At 71.8% G+C, this 23,547-nt stretch carries 23 protein-coding genes and 1 pseudogene; 12 read left to right on the top strand and 12 right to left on the bottom strand.

Annotated elements, in window-relative coordinates:
* The coding region (locus AC1DUQ_RS04095; protein WP_477073426.1) for an ATP-binding protein at positions 1 to 2,196 on the top strand (2,196 nt) is incomplete at its 5' end.
* A gap of 27 nt (positions 2,197 to 2,223) precedes the next feature.
* Here the strand turns inward: AC1DUQ_RS04095 and AC1DUQ_RS04090 are convergent.
* The 7 genes and pseudogenes from AC1DUQ_RS04090 to dnaK form a co-directional block, all read right to left on the bottom strand.
* Positions 2,224 to 3,051: an ABC transporter permease gene (locus tag AC1DUQ_RS04090; protein ID WP_477073425.1), complete on the bottom strand. Its 828-nt coding sequence runs from the start codon at positions 3,049 to 3,051 to the stop codon at positions 2,224 to 2,226.
* Positions 3,051 to 4,028: an ATP-binding cassette domain-containing protein gene (locus AC1DUQ_RS04085; RefSeq protein ID WP_477073424.1), complete on the bottom strand. Its 978-nt coding sequence runs from the start codon at positions 4,026 to 4,028 to the stop codon at positions 3,051 to 3,053. The genes AC1DUQ_RS04090 and AC1DUQ_RS04085 overlap by 1 nt, the downstream gene beginning before the upstream one ends.
* A 116-nt stretch (positions 4,029 to 4,144) precedes the next feature.
* Positions 4,145 to 5,323, bottom strand: coding sequence for an aminotransferase class V-fold PLP-dependent enzyme (locus tag AC1DUQ_RS04080; RefSeq protein WP_477062462.1), 1,179 nt, complete (start codon positions 5,321 to 5,323; stop codon positions 4,145 to 4,147).
* A gap of 285 nt (positions 5,324 to 5,608) precedes the next feature.
* A complete protein-coding gene (locus AC1DUQ_RS04075; RefSeq protein ID WP_477073423.1) occupies positions 5,609 to 6,031 on the bottom strand; it encodes a heat shock protein transcriptional repressor HspR in 423 nt (140 codons plus the stop codon).
* A 2-nt stretch (positions 6,032 to 6,033) separates the two neighbouring features.
* A pseudogene (locus AC1DUQ_RS04070) lies at positions 6,034 to 6,999 on the bottom strand (DnaJ C-terminal domain-containing protein); the annotation flags it as partial.
* Positions 7,000 to 7,010: 11 nt separating this feature from the next.
* Positions 7,011 to 7,571 (bottom strand): nucleotide exchange factor GrpE, encoded by a 561-nt coding sequence (gene grpE / locus AC1DUQ_RS04065; protein WP_235522262.1) that lies wholly within the window; start codon positions 7,569 to 7,571, stop codon positions 7,011 to 7,013.
* Positions 7,568 to 9,433: a molecular chaperone DnaK gene (dnaK, locus tag AC1DUQ_RS04060; protein ID WP_477062465.1), complete on the bottom strand. Its 1,866-nt coding sequence runs from the start codon at positions 9,431 to 9,433 to the stop codon at positions 7,568 to 7,570. The genes grpE and dnaK overlap by 4 nt, the downstream gene beginning before the upstream one ends.
* A 213-nt stretch (positions 9,434 to 9,646) precedes the next feature.
* Between dnaK and AC1DUQ_RS04055 the strand changes: the two genes are divergently transcribed.
* Both AC1DUQ_RS04055 and AC1DUQ_RS04050 read left to right on the top strand, forming a co-directional pair.
* Complete coding sequence (locus AC1DUQ_RS04055) at positions 9,647 to 10,480, top strand: SGNH/GDSL hydrolase family protein (protein ID WP_477062466.1); 834 nt, start codon at positions 9,647 to 9,649, stop codon at positions 10,478 to 10,480.
* A gap of 55 nt (positions 10,481 to 10,535) precedes the next feature.
* Entirely contained in the window at positions 10,536 to 11,102 is a 567-nt protein-coding gene (locus AC1DUQ_RS04050) for a dihydrofolate reductase family protein (RefSeq protein WP_477062467.1), read from the top strand.
* Between the two features lie 63 nt (positions 11,103 to 11,165).
* Here the strand turns inward: AC1DUQ_RS04050 and AC1DUQ_RS04045 are convergent, their stop codons facing one another.
* Positions 11,166 to 12,086: a cold-shock protein gene (locus AC1DUQ_RS04045; RefSeq protein WP_477062468.1), complete on the bottom strand. Its 921-nt coding sequence runs from the start codon at positions 12,084 to 12,086 to the stop codon at positions 11,166 to 11,168.
* Positions 12,087 to 12,117: 31 nt separating this feature from the next.
* Positions 12,118 to 12,588 (bottom strand): HIT family protein, encoded by a 471-nt coding sequence (locus AC1DUQ_RS04040; RefSeq protein WP_477073422.1) that lies wholly within the window; start codon positions 12,586 to 12,588, stop codon positions 12,118 to 12,120.
* A gap of 99 nt (positions 12,589 to 12,687) precedes the next feature.
* Here AC1DUQ_RS04040 and AC1DUQ_RS04035 point away from each other — a divergent pair, with 99 nt between their 5' ends.
* A complete protein-coding gene (locus AC1DUQ_RS04035; RefSeq protein WP_477062470.1) occupies positions 12,688 to 14,166 on the top strand; it encodes a DUF6345 domain-containing protein in 1,479 nt (492 codons plus the stop codon).
* Here the strand turns inward: AC1DUQ_RS04035 and AC1DUQ_RS04030 are convergent.
* On the bottom strand, positions 14,163 to 14,774 hold the full coding sequence (locus AC1DUQ_RS04030; RefSeq protein ID WP_477062471.1) for a TetR-like C-terminal domain-containing protein: 612 nt from the start codon (positions 14,772 to 14,774) through the stop codon (positions 14,163 to 14,165). The two genes, AC1DUQ_RS04035 and AC1DUQ_RS04030, sit on opposite strands and share 4 nt — an antisense overlap.
* Before the next feature lie 203 nt (positions 14,775 to 14,977).
* Here AC1DUQ_RS04030 and AC1DUQ_RS04025 point away from each other — a divergent pair, with 203 nt between their 5' ends.
* The 4 genes from AC1DUQ_RS04025 (at position 14,978) to AC1DUQ_RS04010 (ending at position 18,521) form a co-directional block, all read left to right on the top strand.
* Positions 14,978 to 15,937 carry a DUF5692 family protein gene (locus AC1DUQ_RS04025; RefSeq protein ID WP_477062472.1) on the top strand — a complete coding sequence of 320 codons (960 nt, stop codon included), beginning with the start codon at positions 14,978 to 14,980 and terminating at the stop codon, positions 15,935 to 15,937.
* 46 nt (positions 15,938 to 15,983) lie between these two features.
* On the top strand, positions 15,984 to 17,402 hold the full coding sequence (locus AC1DUQ_RS04020) for a serine hydrolase (RefSeq protein ID WP_477073421.1): 1,419 nt from the start codon (positions 15,984 to 15,986) through the stop codon (positions 17,400 to 17,402).
* Between the two features lie 110 nt (positions 17,403 to 17,512).
* Entirely contained in the window at positions 17,513 to 17,881 is a 369-nt protein-coding gene (locus AC1DUQ_RS04015; protein ID WP_477062474.1) for a YciI family protein, read from the top strand.
* Positions 17,882 to 17,960: 79 nt separating this feature from the next.
* Entirely contained in the window at positions 17,961 to 18,521 is a 561-nt protein-coding gene (locus AC1DUQ_RS04010) for a DUF2510 domain-containing protein (RefSeq protein WP_477062475.1), read from the top strand.
* An 80-nt stretch (positions 18,522 to 18,601) separates the two neighbouring features.
* Here the strand turns inward: AC1DUQ_RS04010 and yiaA are convergent, their stop codons facing one another.
* Together yiaA and AC1DUQ_RS04000 are read right to left on the bottom strand one after the other, a co-directional pair.
* Complete coding sequence (gene yiaA, locus AC1DUQ_RS04005) at positions 18,602 to 19,066, bottom strand: inner membrane protein YiaA (protein ID WP_477062476.1); 465 nt, start codon at positions 19,064 to 19,066, stop codon at positions 18,602 to 18,604.
* A gap of 169 nt (positions 19,067 to 19,235) precedes the next feature.
* Entirely contained in the window at positions 19,236 to 20,105 is an 870-nt protein-coding gene (locus tag AC1DUQ_RS04000; RefSeq protein ID WP_477062477.1) for an AraC family transcriptional regulator, read from the bottom strand.
* A 179-nt stretch (positions 20,106 to 20,284) separates the two neighbouring features.
* On the opposite strand from AC1DUQ_RS04000, the gene AC1DUQ_RS03995 reads away from it, so the two are divergent.
* The 4 genes from AC1DUQ_RS03995 to AC1DUQ_RS03980 form a co-directional block, all read left to right on the top strand.
* On the top strand, positions 20,285 to 21,853 hold the full coding sequence (locus AC1DUQ_RS03995) for a leucine-rich repeat domain-containing protein (RefSeq protein WP_477073420.1): 1,569 nt from the start codon (positions 20,285 to 20,287) through the stop codon (positions 21,851 to 21,853).
* 29 nt (positions 21,854 to 21,882) lie between these two features.
* Positions 21,883 to 22,620 carry an AAA family ATPase gene (locus AC1DUQ_RS03990; protein WP_477062479.1) on the top strand — a complete coding sequence of 246 codons (738 nt, stop codon included), beginning with the start codon at positions 21,883 to 21,885 and terminating at the stop codon, positions 22,618 to 22,620.
* Between the two features lie 63 nt (positions 22,621 to 22,683).
* The gene (locus AC1DUQ_RS03985) at positions 22,684 to 23,115 is read left to right on the top strand and encodes a VOC family protein (RefSeq protein WP_477062480.1); all 432 of its coding nucleotides are present in this window, start codon (positions 22,684 to 22,686) and stop codon (positions 23,113 to 23,115) included.
* 5 nt (positions 23,116 to 23,120) lie between these two features.
* Positions 23,121 to 23,547 (top strand): winged helix-turn-helix transcriptional regulator (locus tag AC1DUQ_RS03980; RefSeq protein WP_477073419.1); only part of this gene is annotated, 427 nt, incomplete at its 3' end.

Genomic DNA, 23,547 nt, shown 5'->3' with positions numbered 1-23,547 from the left:
GCCGCGACCCGCGCCGACGCGCCCACCGAGCGCCGCCTGCTGTCCCCCGAGGACCGGCTGCGGCTCGCGGCGGCGGACCTCGACGGCCTCCTGGTGCTCGACAACTGCGAGCACGTGCTCGATGCAGCGGCCGTCGTCGTCGGCGACCTGCTGGCCGTCGCGTCCCCGGACGTCGTGGTGCTCGCGACGAGCCGTGCGCCCCTCGGCCTCGTCGGCGAGTCCGTGCACCGCCTGCTGGCTCTGCCCGACGCCGACGCCCTGGAGCTGCTGCAGTCGCGCGCTCGCGCCGGACGGGCGACCGTCGGCTGGGACCCCGAGCGGGCGCGCGAGCTGTGCCACCGGCTGGACAACCTGCCGCTCGCGCTCGAGCTGGCCGCCGCCCGCCTCCGGGCGATGACGGTCGAGGACCTGCTGGACGGCCTGAGCGACCGGTTCGCGCTCCTGGACGACGCGCTCCGCGGCCTGCCGGAGCGCCACGCGAGCCTGTGGGCGATGGTCGACTGGAGCCGCGAGCTGCTCGAGCCGCCGGACCGCGACCTGTTCCAGCGGCTGGCGGTCATCCCCGCGCCGTTCACCGCCGAGACCGCCGTCGCGGTCGCCGGCGCGCCCGCACCCGCCGTCCGGCGTGGGCTGGCCACCCTCGTCGAGCAGTCGTTGCTGACGCTCGACGAGCACGACGGCGGGCCCGCGCGCTACCGGATGCTCGAGACCGTCCGGGAGTACGGGGAGGCACGGCTGGACGCCTCCGGCAGGCGTGTGGAGGCGATGACGGGGCTGGTGCGCTGGTCGGCCGCCGACTCGGTGCGGCTGGCCGCGGACTTCGTCGGCTCCGGCCAGGTGCGCGCGTTCGACGAGTGCGTCGCCGAGCAGGAGACGTTCCTGGCGGCCCTGCGCTGGGCCGTCGAGCACGACGACCCCGTGGGCGCGGTCGACATCACCGCCGCGCTGTTCCACCTGTGGAGCGTGCGCGGCCTGCACCTCGAGGTCATCGAGTGGGCGCAGCGGGTGCTCCTCGCCGACGACCCCGCCGCGCGCCGTGCCTCCCCGATCTACCAGGGCATCGCATCCGGTCGGCCGCTGCCGGACGCCGACCGCCTGGCCGCGACCTGTCTGTTCTCCTCGGTGAACGCCGGCGTCTCCGTCTCTCAGCGGCTGGTGGCGCTCGCCGGGCGCGCGATCCGGCTCCTGACCGTCGAGCGCCCCGCCGAGATCTCCCCGCGCATCACCGCACTCGTCACGGTCATGCCCGCTCTCGTCTCGTCGGACACCTCCGTCACCTACGCCGCCGCGGAGCGCCTCGCGGACCACGAGGACGGCTTCCTGCACGGGCTCGGCCTGTTCATGCGGGCCGCGGCGCGGGAGAACGCGGGCGACCCGGAGACGTCCAGCGCGGACGCGCGCGCGGCGTACCGGGCGTTCGAGTCGATCGGCGACCACTGGGGCATGGGCATGGCCGCGCAGGGCGTCGGGCAGTGGCAGAGCGCCCGCGGGGAACCGGACGCGCAGGAGTGGCTCCTGCGCAGCCTGCGCCACCTCGAGATCGTCGGAGCGATGCAGGACGTCCGGAGCATCCGCGTGATGCTCGACGTGCAGCGCGCGCTCGGCGGGGACGACGACGCGCTGACACGGCTCCGCGAGGTGACGGCGTCGACGCAGATGGACGACGTCGACGCCGCACAGGCGCTGCTCGGGCTCGCGCACGTCGCCTGCCAGGCCGGGCGGGCTCAGGAGGCACTCGACAGCGCGGAGGCCGCCGCGGCGATCGTGGCCTCGATGACCGTGACCGTGCCCCAGGTGCGCATCGCGTTCCGCGTGGCCACCGCCGTCGTGCACCTGCGGGTGGCCGCCATGACGCCGTCGTACTCGGACACCTCGATCGCCACCGCGGTCGCGCTCATCGCCGCCGCCGCGCCCGACGCGCGGGTCACCACCGACATGCCGGTGCTGGGGTCGTTCGGGCTCGGCGTCGCCGAGCTGGCGGCCTCCCGCGGCGACGCCGAGCTCGCCCGCGAGCTGTGGGCGGCCGGCGTCCGGCTCGGGGCCAACCTCGTCATGCTCTTCCAGCTGGGGATCGAGGGGCCGCTGGCCGGCGCCCTCGGCGACGACGACGAGCGCGAGCACCTGCTGGCGTCGTGGCGCGAGCGGTCGTCGACGGACGCGGCCGACCGGATCCGGGAGCTCACGGCCGACATCTGAGGCCGTCGCTCCCGGATCCGGTCGTCGTCAGACCTTGCGGCGGTACGCCCGCATGGCCAGCGGCAGGAACACCGCGRCCAGCCCGACGCACCAGGCCAGCGTCCAGTAGACGCTGTCACCCATCGGCGTGCCCAGGAACAGTCCGCGCATCGCGGCGACCAGGTGCGTGAGCGGGTTCCACGCCACGAACGTCTGCATCCAGCTGGGCAGCGTGCCCGCCGGGACGAACACGTTCGACGCAAAGCTCAGCGGCATGATGATCAGGAACATGATCCCCTGCACCGCGCCGGAGGTCCGGACCTTCATGCCGACGAACACCGACACCCAGGACAGAGACAGGGCGAACACCACGGCGAGCAGGCAGCCCGCGACGGCGCTGAACGGGTCGGTGAGGATCCGGAAGCCCATCAGGTACCCGATGCCGAGCGTCATCACCGTGACGATCACGTAGCGGACGACGTCCCCGAGCACCGCCCCGATCAGGGGTGCCGACCGTGGGATGGGCAGCGACTTGAACCGGTCGAAGATCCCCTTCTCCAGGTCGGTGTTGAGGTTGACCCCGATGGCGATCGCACCGGTCGCGATGGTCTGCGCGAGGATGCCCGGCAGCAGGAACTGCAGGTAGGTGTGGGTGTCACCCGCCACCGCCCCGCCGAAGATGTAGACGAAGATCACCAGGAAGATCGCCGGCTGGAGCGTGACGTCGATCAGAGCCTCGGGCGTCCGCCACGTCTTGATCAGGCTCCGCTTGGCCAGCGACAGGGAGTGCCGGACCAGCGGGAACGGCTTGCGGGCGACCGGGGCGGCCGACGTGGGGACCGCGCGAGGGGAACGGTGCTCGGTGAGCGTGGTCATCAGGCCACCTCCTTCGTGGTGGTGGTGTCATCCTYGGACGCCGTGCGGCCGGTGAGCGAGAAGAACACCTCGTCGAGGCTGGGCAGGTGCAGGGACAGCTCGGTGACGCCGATGCCGGCGCTCGCCAGCCGCGACACCGTGGCGGTCAGGGCGGAGTCGTCCTGCACGGGGACCGCGAGGACGCCCTTGCGGATCTCCTCCGGCGCCGACCCGGAGGTCACCTGACCGAGGATGGTCGCGGCCTCCRCCATGCGGCTCAGGTCGGACGGGCGCACCTCGAGGGTCTGGCCGCCGACGATCCGCTTGAGCCCCTCGGGGGTGTCGTGCGCGATGACCCGACCATGGTCGATGACCGTGATCTCGTCGGCCAGCGCGTCCGCCTCCTCCAGGTACTGCGTGGTGAGCAGCACGGTCGATCCGTCGGTGACCAGCGAGCGGACCACGTCCCACATGTCCTCGCGCTTGGAGGGGTCCAGGCCGGTGGTCGGCTCGTCGAGGAAGATGACGTCGGGACGGCCGACGAGGCTCGCCGCGAGGTCGAGGCGGCGACGCATGCCACCCGAGTAGGTCTTGGCGGGCCGGTCCGCCGCGGCGGTCAGGTCGAACCACTCGAGCAGCTCGGCGGCGCGGGCGCGGGCGCCGACCCTTCCCAGATCGAGCAGCGTGCCGAACAGGACGAGGTTCTGCCGGCCGGACAGGTCTTCGTCGACGGAGGCGTACTGGCCCGTGAGGCCGATCGACTGGCGGACGCGCTCGGCGTCCTTGACCACGTCGAAGCCGCCGATGCGGGCGTGGCCGGCGTCCGGGACGAGGAGGGTGGACAGGATGCGGACCGCAGTCGTCTTGCCGGCGCCGTTGGGGCCGAGCACGCCGAGGACGGTGCCGCGAGAGACGGCGAGGTCGACGCCTTGGAGCGCCTTCGTCTCACCGAAGTGCTTGACGAGGCCTTCTGCCTCGATCACCAGGTCGTGTGTCATGGCTCCAGGCTGGAGGAGCCCGCTGACAGGGCCCCGACACGGCGCTGACACGCTCCATGTCGGTGGGACGTCCGAGGAAGTGAGCGCTGGAGCGACCAGATGCTCGGACGTCCGGGTCAGCGCAGTGCCGCGAGCAGGCGGTCGAGCTCGTCGTCGGACGTGTAGTAGTGCGGGCTCGCGCGGACGACCTCCGTCAGTCCCCGGACGCCGTAGTCCAGCTGGGCCGACGAGATGCGCGTGACGCTCACGTTCACACCGGCGGCGGCGACGCGGGCGCGGACGTCATCGGCACGCATCCCGTCGACCGTGAAGGTGACGATGCCGGACCGCCGCACCCCCTTGTCACGCACGGTGACTCCGAGGGTCTGGGCGAGCTCTTCGCGGAGGCGTGCCGCGAGCGCGGTGACCCGCTCCTCGATCGCGGGCAGCCCGATCGCGAGCGCGTAGTCCGCCGCCGCGCCGAGGCCGAGGTTGTCGGCGATCGACCGCTCCCACGTCTCGAACCGCAGGGCGCCCGGGACCACCTCCCAGGTCGTCGGCGACGACCAGGTGGCCGCGCCGAGGCCGAGGACGGGCGGGACCAGCCGCTCGGTGATCGCACGGGAGGCGTAGAGGAAGCCGGTGCCGCGGGGGCCGCGCAGGAACTTGCGGCCGGTCGCGGCGAGCAGGTCGCAGCCGAGGGCGGTCACGTCGACGTCGAGCTGGCCGACCGACTGGCACGCGTCGAGCAGGAACGGGACGCCTGCCTTGCGCGTGAGAGCGCCGACCTCCACCGCCGGGTTCACGACACCTCCCCCGGTCGGGATGTGCGTCAGGGCGACGAGGGCGACGTCGTCGTCGAGCCGGCGCTCCAGCTGGTCCAGGTCCACCTGCCCGTGCTCGTCGTCCTCGATGATCTCGAGCGTGGCGCCCGTGCGCTCGCACGCCTGGAGCAGGGCGATCGCGTTGCTGATGTACTCCGTGCGCGCCGTGAGGATCCGCTGGCCCTGCGTGAGCGGCAGCGACGAGAACGCCACGTTCCAGGCGGCGGTCGCGCTCTGCACCAGGGCGATCTCGTCGGGCTGCGCGTGGATCAGCCGCGCGACCGAGCCGTACACCGCCGCGACGCGGTCCTCCGACTCGGCCTCCGCCTCGTACGGACCGATCTCCGCCTCGCGCCGCAGGTGCGCGACCACCGTGTCCGTCACAACGCGGGGGCGCAGGGCTCCGCCGGCGTTGTTGAGGTGGGCGACGTGCTCGACGCCGGGCGTGTCACGGCGGGCGCGGTCGAGGTCAATGCCGAGATCGATCGTCACGGCGCCGAGTGTAGGCAGCCGACCCGCGGTGCCCTATGGCCACCCGCGACGACGTGGCTCCTCGGACGTCCGCAGATTCGAGTGCCTGGACGACCGAACGCGCGGACGCTGCGGGCGTCGAGAGCTGGGGTCCGCAGATTCGAGCGCTCCCGCAACCGGATGCGCGGACGTCCGCACTCGAGGAGGCTCCAGGGCGCTCGAGTGCGGACGTTGCTGGGTGGTGGTGCGGGACGTCCGCGCTCGTGTGGGCTCCAGGCCCATCGAGTGCGGACGTTGCGGTGGGGGTCAGCGGGAGCTGGGGCGCCAGAGGACTACTGCTGCGCGGTCGGTCGTCGTCGTCGGGCGGCGGAGGCGGTTGGCCGTGCGGTTGACCGCGACCACGTCGCCGCGCGGGTCCGCCGTGAAGACGCGGCGGCCGGGGTCGACGAACGCGCGCAGGTACTCGATCTGCCGCTTCAGCCCCTCGAGCTCCGCCTCGAGCTCGAKGATCCGCTTGATCCCCGCCAGGTTGACGCCCTCGTCCTGCGACAGCCGTTGCACCTCGCGCAGGGTCGCGATGTCCCGCAGGGAGTACCGGCGGCCGCGGCCGCTCGCGCGGCTGGGGCTGACCAGGCCGAGGCGGTCGTACTGGCGCAGGGTCTGCGGGTGCATGCCGGCCAGCTCGGCGGCGACCGAGATGACGTACACCTTGGCGTCCTCGCCGGCCATGGCTACTTCTTCGCCGCGGCGAGCAGGTCCGCGCGCACGTCCTCACCGGACGTCGCGATGCCGAACGCCTGGACGGCCTCGCGGGCGGCGGCGTTGAGCCGCTGGGGCACGACGACCTGGACGGTGGTCAGCAGGTCGCCCTTGGTGCCGGGGACACCCTTGCCCTTGACGCGCAGGACACGCCCGGACGGGGTGCCCTCGGGCACGCGGACGCGGACGGTGGACCCGTCGAGCGTCGGCACCTCGATCGTCGCGCCCAGGGCGGCCTCGTCGAAGGCCACGGGCACGGTGATGCGCAGGTTGTCGCCGTCGAGGGAGAAGACGGGGTGCGGTGTGACGCGCACGGTGATCACCAGGTCGCCCGCGGGGGCGCCACGGTCACCGGGTCGGCCCTTGCCACGCAGCCGGATCTTCTGGCCGTCGCGGACGCCGGCGGGGATGCGGGCGTTCACGGTCCGGCCCTCGACCACGAGCGAGACGGTCGATCCCTCCACGGCCTGCCGGAACGGGAGCGTCGCGCTGGTGGCCAGGTCGGCACCCTGCTGCGGGCCGGGGGCGAACCCGCCACCCGCGTTGCCGAACAGCCCGCCGAGGATGTCCTCGAACCCCGACGCACCACCGGGGGCGTTGGTGTAGCGGACGCGACCGCCGCCCTGCTGACCGCCGAACATGCCACCGAAGACGTCCTCGAACCCCGCGCCGCCGCGACCGCCCGACGTGAACCGCGGGCCGCCCGCCATGGCGCGCAGCTGGTCGTACTGGCCGCGCTGCTCGGTGTCGGACAGGACCGCGTAGGCCTCGCCGACGTCCTTGAACCGGGCCTCAGCCTTGGCGTCGCCCGGGTTGTGGTCCGGGTGCATCTGGCGCGCGAGCTTGCGGTACGCCTTCTTGATGGTGGCGGCGTCGGCATCCTTGGGCACGCCGAGGACGGAGTAGAAGTCCTTCTCGAGCCAATCCTGTCCCCCCCGCTACCCGTGTTCTACGCCTCGGGGTCCACGACCGCGACGCGGGCCGCCCGGATGATCCGGTCGGGCGTGCGGTACCCCGGCTGGAGCACCATCTGCACGGTCGACTCCGAGACGTCCGGGGCGTGCGAGTGCATGAGCGCCTCGTGGATCGCGGGGTCGAACGGCTCGCCGACCGCGCCGTAGCGGGTCACCCCGAAGCGACCGAGGGTCGCGTCGAGCTTCTCCGCGATGGGCAGGAACGGTCCGGTGAGGTCACCGTGCTGGCGAGCCAGCTCGATGTCGTCCAGCACCGGGATCAGCGCCTCGACGATCTCGTGCACGCCGCGGTCGTGGGCGGCGAGGGCGTCGGCCTTCGACCGCTTCACGAACCCGGAGTACTGCTGCTCGAGGTTGTAGTACGCCGCCTTGGAGCGCTGGAGCTCGTCCAGACGCTCGGCGGCGAGCTTCTCCGCCTCGACGAGACCCTCGAGGACGACCTCCTCCTCGGCGGAGGCCGCGATGGACTCCGCGTCGGCGAGGATCTGCTCCTCGGGCGTCAGGTCGCCGTCGGCGTCCTCGGTCCCGGACGTCACTTCGATGCCGCCTCGTCCTCGTCGTCGACGATCTCGGCGTCCACGACGTCCTCGTCGGACGACGTGTCAGCCGCAGGCTGCTCGTCGGCCGGCGCAGCGCCCGCCATGTTCTCGGCGGAGTAGATCGCCTCGCCGATCTTCTGGCTCGCCGCGAGCAGGGCCGAGTGCTTGGCCTTGACCGCGTCGATGTCCGTGCCCGCCAGCGCCGTCTTGAGCTCGCCGACCGCGGCCTGGACCTCGGTCTTGACGTCGTCGGGCAGCTTGTCGGCGTTGTCGACCAGCAGCTTCTCGGTCGAGTAGACGAGCTGCTCGGCGGAGTTGCGGGTCTCGGCCTCCTCGCGACGCGCCTTGTCCTCGGCGGCGTGCTCCTCGGCCTCGCGCACCATGCGCTCGATGTCCTCCTTGGGGAGGGCCGAGCCGCCGGTGATCGTCATCGACTGCTCCTTGTTGGTGCCGCGGTCCTTGGCGGACACGTGCACGATGCCGTTGGCGTCGATGTCGAACGTGACCTCGATCTGCGGCACACCACGCGGCGCGGGCGCGATCCCGGTCAGCTCGAACGTGCCGAGCGGCTTGTTGTCCCGCGCGAACTCACGCTCGCCCTGGAACACCTGGATCAGCACGGACGGCTGGTTGTCCTCGGCCGTCGAGAAGATCTCCGAGCGCTTGGTCGGGATGGCCGTGTTGCGCTCGATGAGCTTGGTCATCACGCCGCCCTTGGTCTCGATGCCGAGGCTCAGCGGGGTGACGTCGATGAGCAGGACGTCCTTGCGGTCGCCCTTCATGACGCCGGCCTGCAGAGCGGCACCGACGGCGACGACCTCGTCCGGGTTGACGCCCTTGTTGGGCTCCTTGCCGCCGGTCAGCTCCTTGACGACCTCGCTGACGGCCGGCATACGGGTGGAGCCGCCGACGAGCACGATGTGGTCGATCGCGGACAGCTGGATTCCGGCGTCACGGATGACGGACCGGAACGGCTCCTTGGTGCGGTCGAGCAGGTCCTGCGTCATCTGCTGGAACTGCGCACGCGTGAGCTTGGTGTCCAGGTGGACCGGGCCGTTCTCGCTCATGGACAGGTACTGCAGCGAGATGTTGGTGCTCGTCGCGGACGAGAGCTCCTTCTTGGCCTGCTCCGCCGCCTCGCGCAGACGCTGCACGGCGATCTTGTCCTTGGCCAGGTCGACGCCCGTGGAGTTCTTCACCTCGGAGACCAGGAAGTCGACGATCCGGTTGTCCCAGTCGTCGCCGCCGAGCCGGTTGTCGCCGGAGGTCGCGCGGACCTCGATCGTCGAGAAGCCGTCGTCGTCCTTGCCCACCTCGAGGAGGGACACGTCGAACGTGCCGCCACCGAGGTCGAAGACGAGGATGAGCTCGTCCTCCTTGCCGCGCTCCAGGCCGTAGGCCAGGGCGGCCGCGGTGGGCTCGTTGATGATGCGCAGGACGTTGAGGCCCGCGATGGCGCCGGCGTCCTTGGTGGCCTGGCGCTCGGCGTCGTTGAAGTACGCCGGGACCGTGATGACCGCGTCGGTGACGGGCTCGCCCAGGTAGGCCTCCGCGTCACGCTTGAGCTTGGAGAGCACCCGCGCGCTGATCTCCTGCGCGGTGTACTTCTTGTCATCGATCGCCTGCGACCAGTCCGTGCCCATGTGCCGCTTGACGGACGAGATCGTGCGCTCGACGTTGGTGACGGCCTGGCGCTTGGCGATCTCGCCGACCAGCACCTCACCCGTCTTGGAGAACGCGACCACCGACGGCGTCGTGCGCGACCCCTCGGCGTTGGCGATGACCGTGGGCTCGCCGCCCTCGAGGACTGCGACCACCGAGTTGGTGGTGCCGAGGTCGATGCCGACTGCTCGTGCCATGTGTGTGCCTTCTTTCGTGTCGTACTGGGGTGTGTCGTCTCGCTCTTGAGTCCGGCTGGCTCAAGTCTGCGTCGGGTTGGGGCTCGGCGCAAACTCGGGTGGGTCGAACTTGAGTCTGTTGGGCTCAACCTTGCGAGTGCGCGTCGCATTCCCCCGGCGGCAGCGGGAGCCGCTCGACCGGCACGCGTCCGGCGATGTGGCTACGGTGCAGTGATGAAGCGCTCGTTGCGCACAGCGCGGTCCGCCGTCCTCGCCGTGCTCGCGGCGCTCGCCCTCGTCGGCTCAGCCGGCTCCGTCGCCAGCGCTGCGCCCACCGCCGCGTCGCGCGTCGTCTACGACGCCCTCGGTGACTCGTACGCCTCCGGGTACGGCGTCCCGCCCTACGCCGAGTGCGGCCGCTCGCAGAGTGCCTACGCCGTGCAGCTCGACGGGCGCCAACGCCTGCGACTCGACGACTTCGTCGCCTGCGCGGGCGCGACCACGACCTCGCTGGTCACCGGCGGCCAGCTCGCCGCGCTGGATGCCGACACGGACCTGGTGACGTTGACCGTCGGCGGCAACGACATCGGCTGGTCGAGTGCGGTCGCCGCCTGCCTCGGCGGCACCGACGCCCTGTGCACCGGCGCGGTCGCCGTCGTCGACGCACGGACCACGAGCCTGTTGCCGGCCCTGCTCGACACGGTGTACGCCGGGGTCGCCGCGGCCGCCCCCAACGCCCACGTCGTGGTGACCGGCTATCCGCGGCTGTTCTCCCCCGAGTACGGCGCCTACCTCGCCGCCTCGTCGGCGGAGCTCAGCACCCTCAACGCCGCTGCGGACACCCTCGACGCGGTGATCGCTGCCGCCGCCGACCGCGCCGGTTTCCAGTTCGTGGACGTTCGCAAGAGATTCGACGGCCACGGAGCGAACTCGCCGGATCCGTGGATCCTCGGGCCGTCGGACCCGGGAGCCTTCCACCCGACAGCCGCTGGCTACGAGGCCTACACGGCCGCCGTGAACTCGGCGCTGGGTCCGGTCAAGCCGGGCTGCGGCAGGCACGACCGGTGAGGCGATCGTCGTCTCGCAGGTCGACGACGAGGTCCACGTCCGGCCGGAGGCCTCCATGGGCAAGCTGATCTACGCAGCCAACACCTCGCTCGACGGCTACCTCGAGGACGAGAACGGCTCCTTCGACTGGTCGGTACCCGACGAAGCGGTGCACGCGTTCTGGAACGAGCACGAGCGGCACATCGGCACGTCGCTCTACGGCCGCCGCATGTACGAGACGATGCGCGTCTGGGAGGACGACGACTGGTTGGCGAACGAACCGGCCGTCGTCCGCGAGTACGCGGGGATCTGGCGTGACGCCGACAAGGTCGTCTACTCCACGACGCTCGACGCGGTGTCGACGGCGCGCACGAGGATCGAGCGGCAGTTCGATCCCGAGGCGGTACGACGGCTCAAGGAGGAGTCGGGCTCGGACCTGAGCATCGGCGGCGCGACGCTCGGGGCTGAGGCGTTCCGGCACGGGCTCGTCGACGAGTGCGTGCTCCTTCTGTGCCCGGTGCTCGTGGGCGGCGGCAAGCCGGCGCTGCCGCGAGGGGTACGGCTCGACCTGGAGCTGCTGGATCACCGACGGTTCGGCAACGGCGTGATCTACGTGCGCCACGCGGTGCGAAGCGCCATCTGACACCAGTGGCGGCCCGCACGACGTACGTCTGAGGGTTCACCGCGGCGCCGGGCGAGGCGTCGCCTAGACCCGTTCGACGCCGTCTGCCTGCGGTCCCCGGTCACTCTGGCGCACCTGGAACCGGACCCGATCGCCCTCCTCCAGCCCTTCGGCGCCCCGCACGACCGACACGTGCACGAAGAGGTCAGCACCCCCGGCATCCGGGGTGATGAAGCCGAACCCGCGCTCCGCGTCGTAGCGCGCGACGACGCCCTCGCCGCCGCGCACAGGGCCGCCGGACTCCCTCGGGGGGCCGGACCGTGCGCGTGCCGGCGCCGCGGGGGCGCTCCCCACGAGCCGGATGTTGCGGGCCTGGAGCCCCTTCTCGCTCGTGCCGACGTCGAAGGTCACGCGATCGCCCTCGGACAGCTCGGTCACCCCCGACGGCAGCGACCGGACGTGGACGAAGAGGTCCTCGCCGCCCGAGTCGGGGGTGACGAACCCGAAGCCCTTCTCCCCGTCGTACCAGGACACGGTGCCGTCCGCACCGTCGGACGCCCTGGGGCGTCCGGTGGCCTCAGCCCCGAGCGGCAACAGGTGGTCCGCCTGCGGCCCCTTCTCCCCGTCGACGACCAGGAACGCCACCCGCTGCCCGTCCGAGATCACGCCGCCGCCCACGATGGCCGAGCTGTGCACGAAGATCTCCGCACCACCGCCGTCGGGCGTGATGAAGCCGTACCCCTTGCCCGGCTCGTACCAGGAGACCGTGCCGAGCACACCCAGGAGTGCGTCGGGGGCGTGGTCGCCCGTGATCCGGACGCGGCGGGCCTGCGGGCCGCGGTCACCCTCGCCCATCTCGAACTCGACGACCTGCCCCTCCCGGAGCACGTCGTCGTTGCCGACGATCTCGGATGCGTGCACGAACAGGTCCTCGGCCCCGTCACCGAGGTAGAGGAAGCCGAACCCCCGCTCGGCGTCGAACCAGCGGACAGTTCCTTCGGGCACGTGTGACTCCTCGTCGCAGCAGGTGTTGCTGTCACCCATTCTCCCCCGACCGGGCGGGGTAGGAAGCGACGGCGGCTCTGATCGCCCGCGCGTCGCCGTCGAGGAGCGACCTGTCGCGTTCCGGCGGCTCGGACCTGAGGGTCCAGCCGTCTCCGWCGTAGCGCGGGATGACGTGCAGGTGGAAGTGGAAGACCGTCTGGAAAGCAGCCTTGCCGTCACAGAGGAGGACGTTGATCCCCTCGCAGCGCAGGGTCGAGCGTCGCAAGGCTCGTGCCAGGTCGTGACCGACCGACCACACGTGAGCGCTGGTGGCTGGATCGACGTCGTCGAGGCCCACCGCGTGCTCGCGCGGCACGACGAGCAGGTGGCCGGGCGTGACGGGGTTCAGGTCCATGAAGGCCATCACGGTCTCGTCCTCGTACACCACGCTGGCCTCGGCCTCTCGGGCCACGACGGCGCAGAAGATGCACCCCTGCGCTGCCGGCGCCGCGTTCTGTGTCACGCGGGCAATCGTCCCAGGGCGGTATCACCAGGGAAACGGTCGCGCTCCTTCTCCCCGAAGCCCGCACTGGGCGGGGGCGACGCACAGTCAGGGAGAACAGTGGCCGACAACATGTACGCGGGTGTCTCGGTGCAGGTGTTCCCGAATGGGGACGCGGCCCTGAGCACGCCGCACAACGACGTGAAGGCGTTCCTCGACTACGTCCGACAGTTCAACGGGGTCAACTTCCACGCGCAGGACGACGACGTGCGCGAGTGGCGGTTCAACCGGGAGTACGACAACTGGCAGGACAGCCTCGGCATGGACTCCGTCCGTGTGCTCCACACGTACACGCACATGGGTATGGCGGCGGACGGCCGCTACGTCGCCGCGATGGGCCGCACCTGGGACAACAGGTTCCTGGCCGAGTCCACGCGGATGTCGTTCGGCGACCAGCGCCTGCGCTACCTGATGCTCCACGGCTGCCACTCGCTCGAGATGCAGGGGGGCCAGAACCCCTGGCGCACCTGGGCGGAACCGAACAAGGGCGCGCGGATGATCTTCGGTTTCGACGGGCTCACCTACGACGTCGGTGGACTCGGCGCCGGATTCTTCCGGGAGTGGAACAAGGGGAAGTCGTTCAGCCAGTCGTGGCAGGACGCGGCGTTCTCGACCCTGACGAACCACCGGCCGTCGTCCACCGCCTGCGGCGCGACCGCGGAAGAGGCACAGGACCGGCTCTGGAACGAGCGCCTGTTCCACGGCGGTGCCGTCTCCGACAACTGGTACTGGTGGAGATGGGCTGGCCCGACGGTGATCGAGGTCGTCATCACGATCACGGTGCCGCCGTCACCGATGCGCCTCTCGGTGGAGCGCCGGCCTGTCGACGACGAGGTCGCGCGGAACCTGGGCGACCGGTTCGGGCTCCGGCCGTGGATCGCGTCCGCGGCCTCGCCCGATCCCGAGCACCGGGACGACGGCGGCGACGCCCTCGTCGGCCCCCGTCTCGTCCTGTCGCCGGACGGGTCCTACGAGGCGTTCCTGGCCGAGCCGGACCGCTACGCCCGACCGATCGACGTGGACGCCGCCAGGGAGATCGCCGAGCGGACGGTCCGGTCTCTGGAGCTGGACACCGAGCTGGTGCTCGACGCCCTCACGGTGACCGAGCACGGCGGCGCGAGCCAGGACGGCGACCGTACCGAGACGGCCATCGCCGACTTCACCGCCCACTTCCGGCAGGTGTACGACGGGACGCCGATGGCCCGTGGCCACGACGGTCACGTGAGCGTCACGCTCGACGCGGGGGGCACCGTGTGCAGCGTCTCCGACCGGACCGTCGCCGTGGTCGACGCCGTCGAGGCTGCACCGTCCGACGGCTACGAGGTCGACGTCGACGAGTCTCTCGGTCGCGCGATCGCAGACCTCGAGCGGCAGCTCCGCTGCGATGGCCGCAGCGACTCCGAGCTGGTCCTCCTGCCGGACACCCGGGACGTCTCCTACCGCGTCGACCACGGCTCAGCAGTCCTGGTCGCGCGCGAGGAGGTCGAGATCCGCAGCGGCGACTTCGCGATCCGCAAGGTCGTCGAGGTCGTCCTCTAGCCAGGGCCCCGACCGGCCACGCGCGCCCGGGCGTCCAGGCGCGCGACGGACTCCCGCACGGAGCCGTGCAGCATCAGCTCCACGTCGCCGACGAGCCGGTACGGGTCCCCGACCATCCCGTCCGAGACCCACCGCAGCACCACGGCAAGGACGGCCGACGTGTAGAAGTCGACGACCAGCGCACGGTCGGCCGGGCTCGCCGGACCCCCGCCACCGACCTCTCCCACCACGGCCTCGGTCACCGGCCTCATGTGCCAGAACAGGAAGCGCTCCAGCCCCGCTCGGCCCAGCCCGTCGAGGACTGCGGTCGTCGACGACCGGTTGTCCCGCAGGTACCCCATCAGCCGCACCAGCCCGTCCGCCCACTCGTCGTGGTGGGCCGACACGCGCACCTGCTCCGCGACCTCGGTCTCGAACACCCACACGGCGAGCTCCTGCACGTCGTGGAAGTGGTAGTAGAACGCCTGCCGGGTCAGCCCGCAGTCCTGGGCCAGGTGCGTCACCGTGACCCTGGCCAGCGGCTCCGACCGGAGCCGGGTCTTGAGCGCCGTCGCCAGAGCGTCGCGCGCGTCCGTGCGGCGCGCGTGCTGACTCCCGTCGTGGCTCACACCCCCATCAACGGCCAGTGCACCCCTCGTCACCGTGGGTCGAAGGTCCCAAGAGACGGCCGGCACCGCGCCCGACGAAGCCCCCGCGAGCCGCTCGCTGGACACATCCCGCCGGGTGTCCAGTGCCCGCCGGGGCGCAGCCTTCCTACCGTCGAGCACACCCGGAGCCATGCGGGCCACGGGCGGTCCGCGAGGAGGTCACGATGTTCCTGTTCGACACCATCGGCTGGCAGTCGTGGGCGATGTGGTTCGTCGTCCTCGGCGCCCTGATCGTCCTCAACGAGGTCACCCGCCGCTGGAAGTGGGCCGGGCTCGCGTTCTTCGTCGCGCTGCCCCTGGTCCTGACCGTGTTCGTGTGGCCGTCGACCGCCGGCGAGGGCTCCTCGACCGGCACCTGGTTCCACTGGGTGAAGGTCTACTCGGCTCTGGCCGGCTGCCTCGGCTTCATGCTGCTCCGGTACGTCGACCGACTCTCCAAGAACCGCTGGATGCTGCTCTTCCCCGCGCTGATCCTCGCGGTCAACATCTGCGAGGCGGTCATCCGTGACTTCCAGGTGGCGGGGCTGCAGGGCATGCACGACGGCGTGTTCATGGTCGGTGGCGTCTGGAACTACATGAACGGGATCGCGGGCATCCTCAACGCGCTCACCATCTGCGGCTGGGTGGGGATCATCGTGTCGCGGGACAGGTCCAAGGACATGATCTGGCCCGACATGCTCTGGTTCTGGATCATCGCGTACGACCTGTGGAACTTCGCCTACGTCTACAACTGCGTCGGCGACCACGCGTTCTACGCCGGTGCGGCGCTGCTGATCTCCTGCACGATCCCCGCGTTCTTCCTCAAGAAGGGCGCCTGGCTGCAGCACCGCGCGCACACGCTCGCCCTGTGGATGATGTTCACGATGGCGGTCCCGACGTTCGTCACGTCCTCGCAGTTCGCCGTCGCGTCCTCGCACGACGAGAGCGCCCTGTTCGTGGTGTCGGCCCTGTCGCTCGCGGCCAACGTCGCCGTCGCCGTCTACCAGGTGCGCGTCATCGTGACCCGGCGTCGCAACCCGCTGCGGGACGAGCTGTTCACGCACCTGCGTCCGTACCGCGAGGTCCTGGAGGCGAACGCGCCGCTCGCCGCCGCAGGCACGGACCGGCCGCTCGCAGCCGTCTGAGCACTCGCTGCCCTACGCTGCCGTCCGTGGGCACGAGGGGGTGCTAATGACTGCTCTGGAACGCCGGGCGGAGACGTCGCCCTGGCCGCTGGTCGCGGAGCTCATGCGGACGCACGGACTCGCGGGCCTCGCGGTCGCGGTGGTCCAGGACGGTGAGCTCGCCCTGGCGCGCGGGTTCGGGACGCGCGACCTGAGCACCGGCGAGCCCGTCACACCCGACACGCTGTTCCACCTGGCGTCGGTGTCCAAGCTGTTCGTCGCGACGGCAGTCGACCAGCTGGCGACCGCCGGGCCGCCCGTGCTCGACCTCGACGGCCCGGTCGTGCGGTGGATCCCCGAGCTGACCCTGGCCGACGGTCGGCAGGGCGAGGTCACCCTGCGCCACCTGCTCACCCACACGAGCGGCATCCCGGACGTCGTGGACTACGGGTGGCACRACCCGCAGCTGGGCGACGACGCCCTGGCCGAGTTCGTCCGGAGCCTGTCCACCGCGAGCCTGGCCACCGACCCGGGCGCCGAGTTCGCCTACTGCAACGCCGGGTACGAGGTGCTCGGGCACGTGGTCGCCACCGTCACCGGGAGGACGTTCGAGGCGGCGATGAAGGACCTCGTCCTCGATCCGGCGGGCATGGCGCACAGCACGTTCCTGCGCGCGGACGTCCCGTCGGAGCTCGCCTCCTCCCCGCACGTCGGCGCACCGCTGGTCGTCCCGCCCGGCGCCTATCCGTACACGCGCCGGCACGCGCCCAGCTCGACGCTGCACTCCAGCGTCACGGAGCTGTCCCGGTGGATGCTCGCCACGCTCGCGCACCCCGACGCACCCGAGCGGATGTGGCAGCCGCAGGCGGAGGTCGGGGAGCCGCCGTGGAGCGAGTCGGTGGGCCTGGGGTGGCACCTCGGCACCTACCGCGGGCACAGGATGGTGGGCCACAGCGGCGCCGATCCCGGCTTCAACTCGCGCCTGGCGCTGATCCCCGACCGCGGGACCGGCGTCGTGGTGCTGGCGAACTCCAACACAGCCCCCGTCCGCGTCGTCGTCCGAGCCGCGCTCGACCTTGCGCTGGACCTGCCGACCGAGGCGGCCGACGTCGACGCGCCGCTCCAGCCGATCACCCTGCCGGTGGCGGCAGCCCTGATGGCGGGAGGCACGGAGGCTGCGGTCGACACGTTCCACCGGCTGGAGCGGAGCGTTCCCGCCCAGGTCGACGTCGACGACGGGCACTTCGAGGACGCCGTCTGGGGCGCGATCGAGCTGCACCGCCCCGAGCTGGTCCGACCTCTCCTGGACGTGTGGACGACCGTTCGACCGGACTCGTCGCCGGCCTGGGCGATGACCGGGTGGGCGCACCTGGTCGACGGCGACATCCGCCCGGCGGCCGAGCTCTTGCGTCGGGCCGTCGACCTCGACCCCGAGAACGAGGAGGCGGCTGCGCTGCTCAGGGGTGTGGACGGATCGTCCGGCTGAACGCGGTGACACCAGAGGGACTGCCTGGCACAGTGTCGGATCCGGGTGAGTCGTTCGTGGAACAGGTGAGAGGCCGCCGGTGGCGGCCGCCGGGACAAGGGAGTCATGCGATGCCGCGGTACCTGATCTCGTTCAACGAGGGCGCGATGGACCACATCCCCGACGGGGACTGGGGCGACGTGAGCCGGGACTCGCACGCGGTCATGCAGGAGGCCGCGGACGCCGGGGTGTGGGTGTTCGGCGGCGGGCTCGAGCGGCAGCAGGCGAGCGTCGTCGGCACGGACGGGATGGTCACCGACGGCCCGTTCCCCGAGACCAAGGAGGTCATCGGCGGGTTCGCGGTCGTCGACGTGGCGTCACGCGACGAGGCGCTGGAGTGGGCCGCCAAGATCGCCGCCGGATGCCGCTGTGCGCAGGACGTCCGCGAGCTCATGCCCGACGCCCAGACGGACGCGTTGCTCGGCAAGACTGCGAGCTAGGAACGACACCTATGCCGCATCCGGGTGAATCGGCGTGGAACCCGCGGGCCGGCCCACGGGGCGCTGGGACCATCGACGGATGAGCTCGCTCCCCGCCGCCGGCTGGTACGACGACGGCGTGACCGCCGGTGTGCTGCGCTGGTTCGACGGCGCGACGTGGACCGAGCACACGAAGCCGAACGCCGCGCCCGCCCCGGTTCCGGTCGCCGTCGAGGTGCCGACCTCGACGTTCGGCAACCTCCCCGTCGGGCGGCTCGGCCAGTCCCTCAACCTCGCCGACCGCGTGGTCGAGGGTGAGGCGTACCAGCGCAACCGGCTCGACGACGCGGTCAGGCTGCGCCGCCGGGGTCTCACGATGTTCGGCAGCGCCCTCGTGGTCCTCCTGGTGACCGGCGCGATAGGGATCGTGATGCACGGCGCGGACACGATCTGGTACGCCGGCGCAGCAGTGGCCGTGTTCCTGTGCGTCCGAGCCTGGCGCGACTACCAGAACGCGACCTTCCGGGGGGCACCCGAGCTCACGACGACCGCGTGGGCACTGGCGGGTGCCGCACTCGTCGTGGCGCTCGTGGTCCTCCTCGTCGGTCCGGTCGTCGCGATCAACTCGCTGGCGCACATCGGGGACACGGTCCCGCACTAGGCCGAATACGTGGGCGGCACGAGGCGGAACATCCCTGCATGTCCCCCGTCGTGAACCCCAGGCAGGTGCCCGGTCGAGCCTCACTGCCAGACGGTCGCCTTGACGTCCGGCTCGACCGGCAGCTTCGGCAGTGCGGGCGCAGGTCCGGAGGCGGCCAGGTCGCGCACGTTCTTCTGGACGGCGACCACGGAGAACAGCGCCATCGCGAAGCCCAGGCCGAAGAAGCCCTTCTCCGAGAGCTCCAGCGGCGCGTTCGCCAGACCGGCCGACACGAGCACGAGGGAGGTCAGGACCATGGCCCACGACAGGCCGAGGAAGATCGCCGTCACCGGCACGCCCTCGGCCCGGTCCCGGACCGACTTCTGCACCGCGATCGCGGAGAACAGGCCGAGCAGCAGCAACGTGCCGAGGAAGCCCTTCTCCGACGGGACCAGCTCCGCGTTCCACAGTCCGATGCCGAAGGCACCGATCGCGATGATGAGGGCGACCCAGGACGCGCCGACGAAGGCCGCGGTCGGACGTGCGGGAACGGGGTTCTGCGACATGGGGACGCTCCGGAGGTCGGGCTGCCGGCACCGTGCCAGCCGCGGCCCTGATGGTGGTGGTCCGGACGGGCCCACCGCAAGGGTCCCGACCGACGACCCCCGGTTGGGCTAGTTGGCCTTCGTCGCCCGAGCCGTGCGCGTCGCCAGGCCCATGCGACCGCCGGTCGGATCAGCCCGCCTCCACCGGCAGCCAGAGCTCGACCGTGGCGGTGCTGAAGTCGTCGGCGCGGTCGAGCACCGCGACCACCTCGGGCCCGGGCCGCAGGCGCCAGGGGTTGGACGGGAACCACTCGGTCGCCGTCGCGGCCCACACCGCCTGCAGGGTGTCCGGGTAGGGACCCGCCGCGCGGAAGACGGCCCACGCTCCCGCCGGGACGGGGAGGACGTCGAGGTCGTCGGGGACGTCCACGGCGTCCGTGACCGCCACCCCGTGCAGGTAGGTGAGCTCGGTGCCCTCCTGGCGGTCCGGGTCGATGTCCGTGCTCACGGCGAGCAGCCCGTGCGGCTCCGCGTCGCCCAGGTCCTTCAGCCGCTGGTGCTCCTGCGGGGTCAGGGAGGTGACGTGCTGCTGGATGGCGGTGTTGACCCCGTGGTGCACGAGTGGCACTCGCGCGGCGTGCCCGGCGAGGCGGAAGGCGGGTCGGGAGACGAGTCGGACGTCCATGGGCAGTGCTCCTTCGACGGTCAGGCGGAACCTGAGGCGCGGCTGGGTGCGGAAAGGGCCACCGTCGCGCCGGGCCTGTCCCGGGCTGACGCCGTGCACCGACCGGAACGCCCGCCCGAAGGCCTCTGCCGAGCCGTAGCCGTAGCGCACGGCGATGCCGAGCAAGTCCCCGGACCCGATGACGACCTCCGCCGCGGCGACCGTCATGCGCCGACGGCGCACGTACTCCGAGAGCGGCATCCCGGCCAGCGAGGAGAACATGCGACGCAGGTGGTACTCGGTGGTGCCGAGCGCCGCGGCGAGGCGGACGACGTCGAGCTCCTCGGTGAGGTGCTCCTCCACGAGGTCCACGAGCTGGTTGAGCCAGGCGATCACTGTGCCCCCTTCCGCTGTCCACCTTGTCGTCCGGACACGCCGCGCGACCCGATCATCGCGGTCGGTTGCGATCAGGACGAGGCCTTCACGAGACCTTGACACCGACCCTCGGCGGACGTCGGCGTCGGCTCGGTACGGTCGCCAGGCGCCGGCTGCCCGGCGGGGGCGACGGACAGGAGATGCGAGTGCCGGAGATGACGCGCGCCGATGCGGTGCGACGGGTCGGCGCGGGCGTCGTCGCGCTGCTGGCGCTCTGGACCGCCGGGACGCTGCTGGGCAACGGCACGGGGGCTCTGCTCGGCGATGGGCTCCGGGCGATGCTCGGGGAGGGACCGCAGTCGGCGGTCGGCGACCTGCTCCGCGCGGTACGGGCGGACGGGTTGCCGGCGCTCACGCTCGCGCTCGGGTTGGTACCKGCGGTCGCGCTCGTGCTCGTCGCCGCACTCCGGCCGGCCGGACCGTCGTCGCGCGCGGCCCGGATCGTCGTCGGCGTCGTCGTCTCGGGGATCGTGCTGCTCGGCTACGCGGTACTGGTCGTGACGGCCGACCCGACCGCGCTGAGCCTCGCGACCCGGTCCTGGTACTGGACTGTCGGGTCGCCGCGCATGCTCGCGGGTGTCTGGCTGGCGCTCCTGGCCGTCGGGACCGGCGTCGCCGGCGGTGGCGCGCTGGCGCGTCGTCGGGGTGCGGTCGTCGTGGGGGCGGCGCTCGTGACCCTCGGCGCGCTGGGCACCACGCTGTCCGCGGGTGCGTGGATCGCGTGGACGGTCCTGTCGGCCGGGCGGTACCGCGGGGGGCCGACGGTGGCAGCCGTGCTGCTGGGCGACGGCGCGCTCGCCCTGGCGCTGGTCGCCGGCATCGCCGCGGTGGTCTCCGGGTGGGGCGCGCTCGCGGCGTGGCGGCTCCTCGCGCACTGGGTCGTCCCCGTGAGCGAGGCGCAGGCGCGACGTCGGCGCCTGGTCGGCTGGGCGACCGCGGGTGCTCTCGTGGTCGCGCTCGGCATCACCGTCGGCGTGCGGGTGGCGCAGCGGCAGACGGTGTCTGACGTCGTCGCCGACCCCGTGCTCGCGGCGTGCGTGGAGCACACTGCCTTCGCGCCCGAGCGGCTCGACGAGGTGTACACGATCGACTGCCCGTGGGACGGCAGCGGTGACCAGGTGAGGTCTCTCGCCGGGATCGAGAACCTCACCTCGGTCCGCGAGATCGACCTGACCGGCCAGGACGTCGCCGACCTCGGTCCGCTCGCCGCGATGACCGGACTGACGTCGCTGCGGCTGACCGGCAACGACGCGGTCGCTGACCTCTCGGCCCTGGGCGGGCTCCCGCTGACGAACCTCGGGCTGTCGGACACCGGCGTGACGGACCTCGGGCCGCTCGCACGGACGACGACGCTGCAGTGGGTCGGCCTGGCCGACACCGGCGTCTCCGATCTCGGGCCGCTCGCCACCTCGGTCGGTCTGCTGGAGCTGGACGTCGCGCACGCGGCCGTCGCGGATCTGTCGCCCCTGGCGGGCGCGGGGTCGCTCAGCATGCTCGACGTGCGGGACAACCAGGTGGCGGACGTGGCGCCGCTCGCCGCGATGCCCGCGCTCGACGAGCTCTGGGTGGGCGGCAACCCCGTCACCGACCTGCGGCCGCTGCTCGACGCACCCGCACTGCTCGGGGTGGACGTCGAGGGCCTGGACGGGCAGACGCCCGGGATCGAGGAGCTGCGGGCGCAGGGCGTCTACGTCGGCGGGCTGGCGTGACGCACCGTCGCGTGTGGTGAGGTTGCCCGATGAGCCCCCTGCCCGTGCGCGCCGTGCGGGTGCAGGACCAGGAGCCCGTTCCGCTCGACGCCTGGTTCACGCAGGTGCCCGCCGTCGCCCAGGTGCTGCGCGAGGGCTGGCCGCTGGACCAGGTCACGGTGCTCGTCGGCGACAACGGGGCCGGGAAGTCCACGCTCGTCGAGGCCGTCGCCATGATGTTCGGGATGGGGGCCGAGGGCGGCTCGACCGGATCGCGGCACGCCACTCGCCGGTCCGAGTCCGAGCTGTGGCGGTACCTGCGCCTGGAACGCGAGATCGGCGCCCCGCGGGGCGGGTTCTTCCTGCGCGCCGAGACGATGCACTCGTTCTACTCGTACCTCGAGGACAACCCCGGCGGCGGGCCGGAGCCGGTGTTCCACGAGATGTCGCACGGCGAGTCGTTCCTTGCGCTGGTGACCGAACGCATGAAGCCGCGATACCCCGGCCTGTTCCTGCTCGACGAGCCCGAGTCCGCGCTCTCGTTCACCGGGTGCCTCGCCCTGGTCTCGCACCTGACCACGTTGGTGCGCACGACGCCGTCGCAGGTCCTGCTGTCGACGCACTCACCGGTGCTGGCGGCGATCCCGGGCGCGACGATCTACGAGGTCGGCGACTGGGGCCTGCGGCGCTGCGACTGGGACGAGCTGGAGCTGGTACAGCGGTACCGCGGGTTCCTGGACGACCCGCGTCGCTTCCTCCGGCACGTCATCGACGACCTTGGGTCTTGACGGTTCACTTGTTTTTTGCAAGTGTCGGTATCGCCACGAACCAGACCCACGAGAGGCAGCACCATGACCGCGATGTTCGTCAACCTGCCCGTGACCGACCTGGAGCGCGCGAAGGCGTTCTACACAGGGGTCGGATTCGCCCTCAACCCGCAGATGTCCGACCACAACGCCGCGTGCTTCGTCGTCGAGCAGGACCACAGCTACCTCATGGTCCTGGTGCGCGAGTTCTTCCAGAGCTTCACCGACAAGCCGCTCGGCGACCCGGCAGTGAACCCGTCGGTGTCGACCGTCGTCTACCTGGACAGCCGAGAGGCGGTCGACGCGAGGGCTGCCGACGGGCTCGCCGCGGGCGGTGTCGAGGAGCGACCCGCCTCGGACTACGGCTTCATGTACCAGCGTCAGCTCACCGACCCCGACGGGAACATCCTCGAGTTCGGCTGGTTCGACCCCGCCGCCGCGCCGGCTCCCGAGGCGCTCGCCGACCAGCAGGCCTGAGGCCGATGGCTGCACGCGAGTACGGGCAGTACTGCGGCGTCACGCAGGCCCTCGAGCTGGTGGGTGAGCGCTGGGCCCTGCTCATCGTGCGTGACCTGCTGGTCGGGCCGCGCCGCTACGGGGAGCTGGCCGCAGGGCTCCCCCGCATCCCGACCAACATCCTGGCCGCGCGGCTCAAGGAGCTGCAGGCCGCCGGCATCATCCGGCGCGCACCGCGCTCACGCATCGTCATCTACGAGCTGACGCCCTACGGCCGCGAGCTCGAGCCCGTCGTGCTCGCGCTCGGGGCCTGGGGCTTCAAGGCGATGGGCGATCCGCGCGGGGAACAGGTCATCACCCCCGACTCGATGACCATGACCCTGCGCACCGCCTTTCGTCCGCAGGTGGCGGCGCACCTGCCCGCGACCGCCTACGGGGCACGAGTCGGCCCGG

The organism is Cellulomonas sp. P4_B5_2 (genome assembly GCF_056402235.1).
The sequence above is the reverse complement of the archived record's forward strand: the minus strand, read 5'-3'. Positions and strand labels throughout refer to the sequence as shown.

Coding starts and splice junctions, on each gene's coding strand:
- dnaK (WP_477062465.1), bottom strand. CDS start 9,433: ATGGCACGAGCAGTCGGCATCGACCTCGGCACCACCAACTCGGTGGTC.
- AC1DUQ_RS04055 (WP_477062466.1), top strand. CDS start 9,647: ATGAAGCGCTCGTTGCGCACAGCGCGGTCCGCCGTCCTCGCCGTGCTC.
- AC1DUQ_RS04050 (WP_477062467.1), top strand. CDS start 10,536: ATGGGCAAGCTGATCTACGCAGCCAACACCTCGCTCGACGGCTACCTC.
- AC1DUQ_RS04025 (WP_477062472.1), top strand. CDS start 14,978: ATGTTCCTGTTCGACACCATCGGCTGGCAGTCGTGGGCGATGTGGTTC.
- AC1DUQ_RS04015 (WP_477062474.1), top strand. CDS start 17,513: ATGCCGCGGTACCTGATCTCGTTCAACGAGGGCGCGATGGACCACATC.
- AC1DUQ_RS04010 (WP_477062475.1), top strand. CDS start 17,961: ATGAGCTCGCTCCCCGCCGCCGGCTGGTACGACGACGGCGTGACCGCC.
- yiaA (WP_477062476.1), bottom strand. CDS start 19,066: ATGTCGCAGAACCCCGTTCCCGCACGTCCGACCGCGGCCTTCGTCGGC.
- AC1DUQ_RS03990 (WP_477062479.1), top strand. CDS start 21,883: ATGAGCCCCCTGCCCGTGCGCGCCGTGCGGGTGCAGGACCAGGAGCCC.
- AC1DUQ_RS03985 (WP_477062480.1), top strand. CDS start 22,684: ATGACCGCGATGTTCGTCAACCTGCCCGTGACCGACCTGGAGCGCGCG.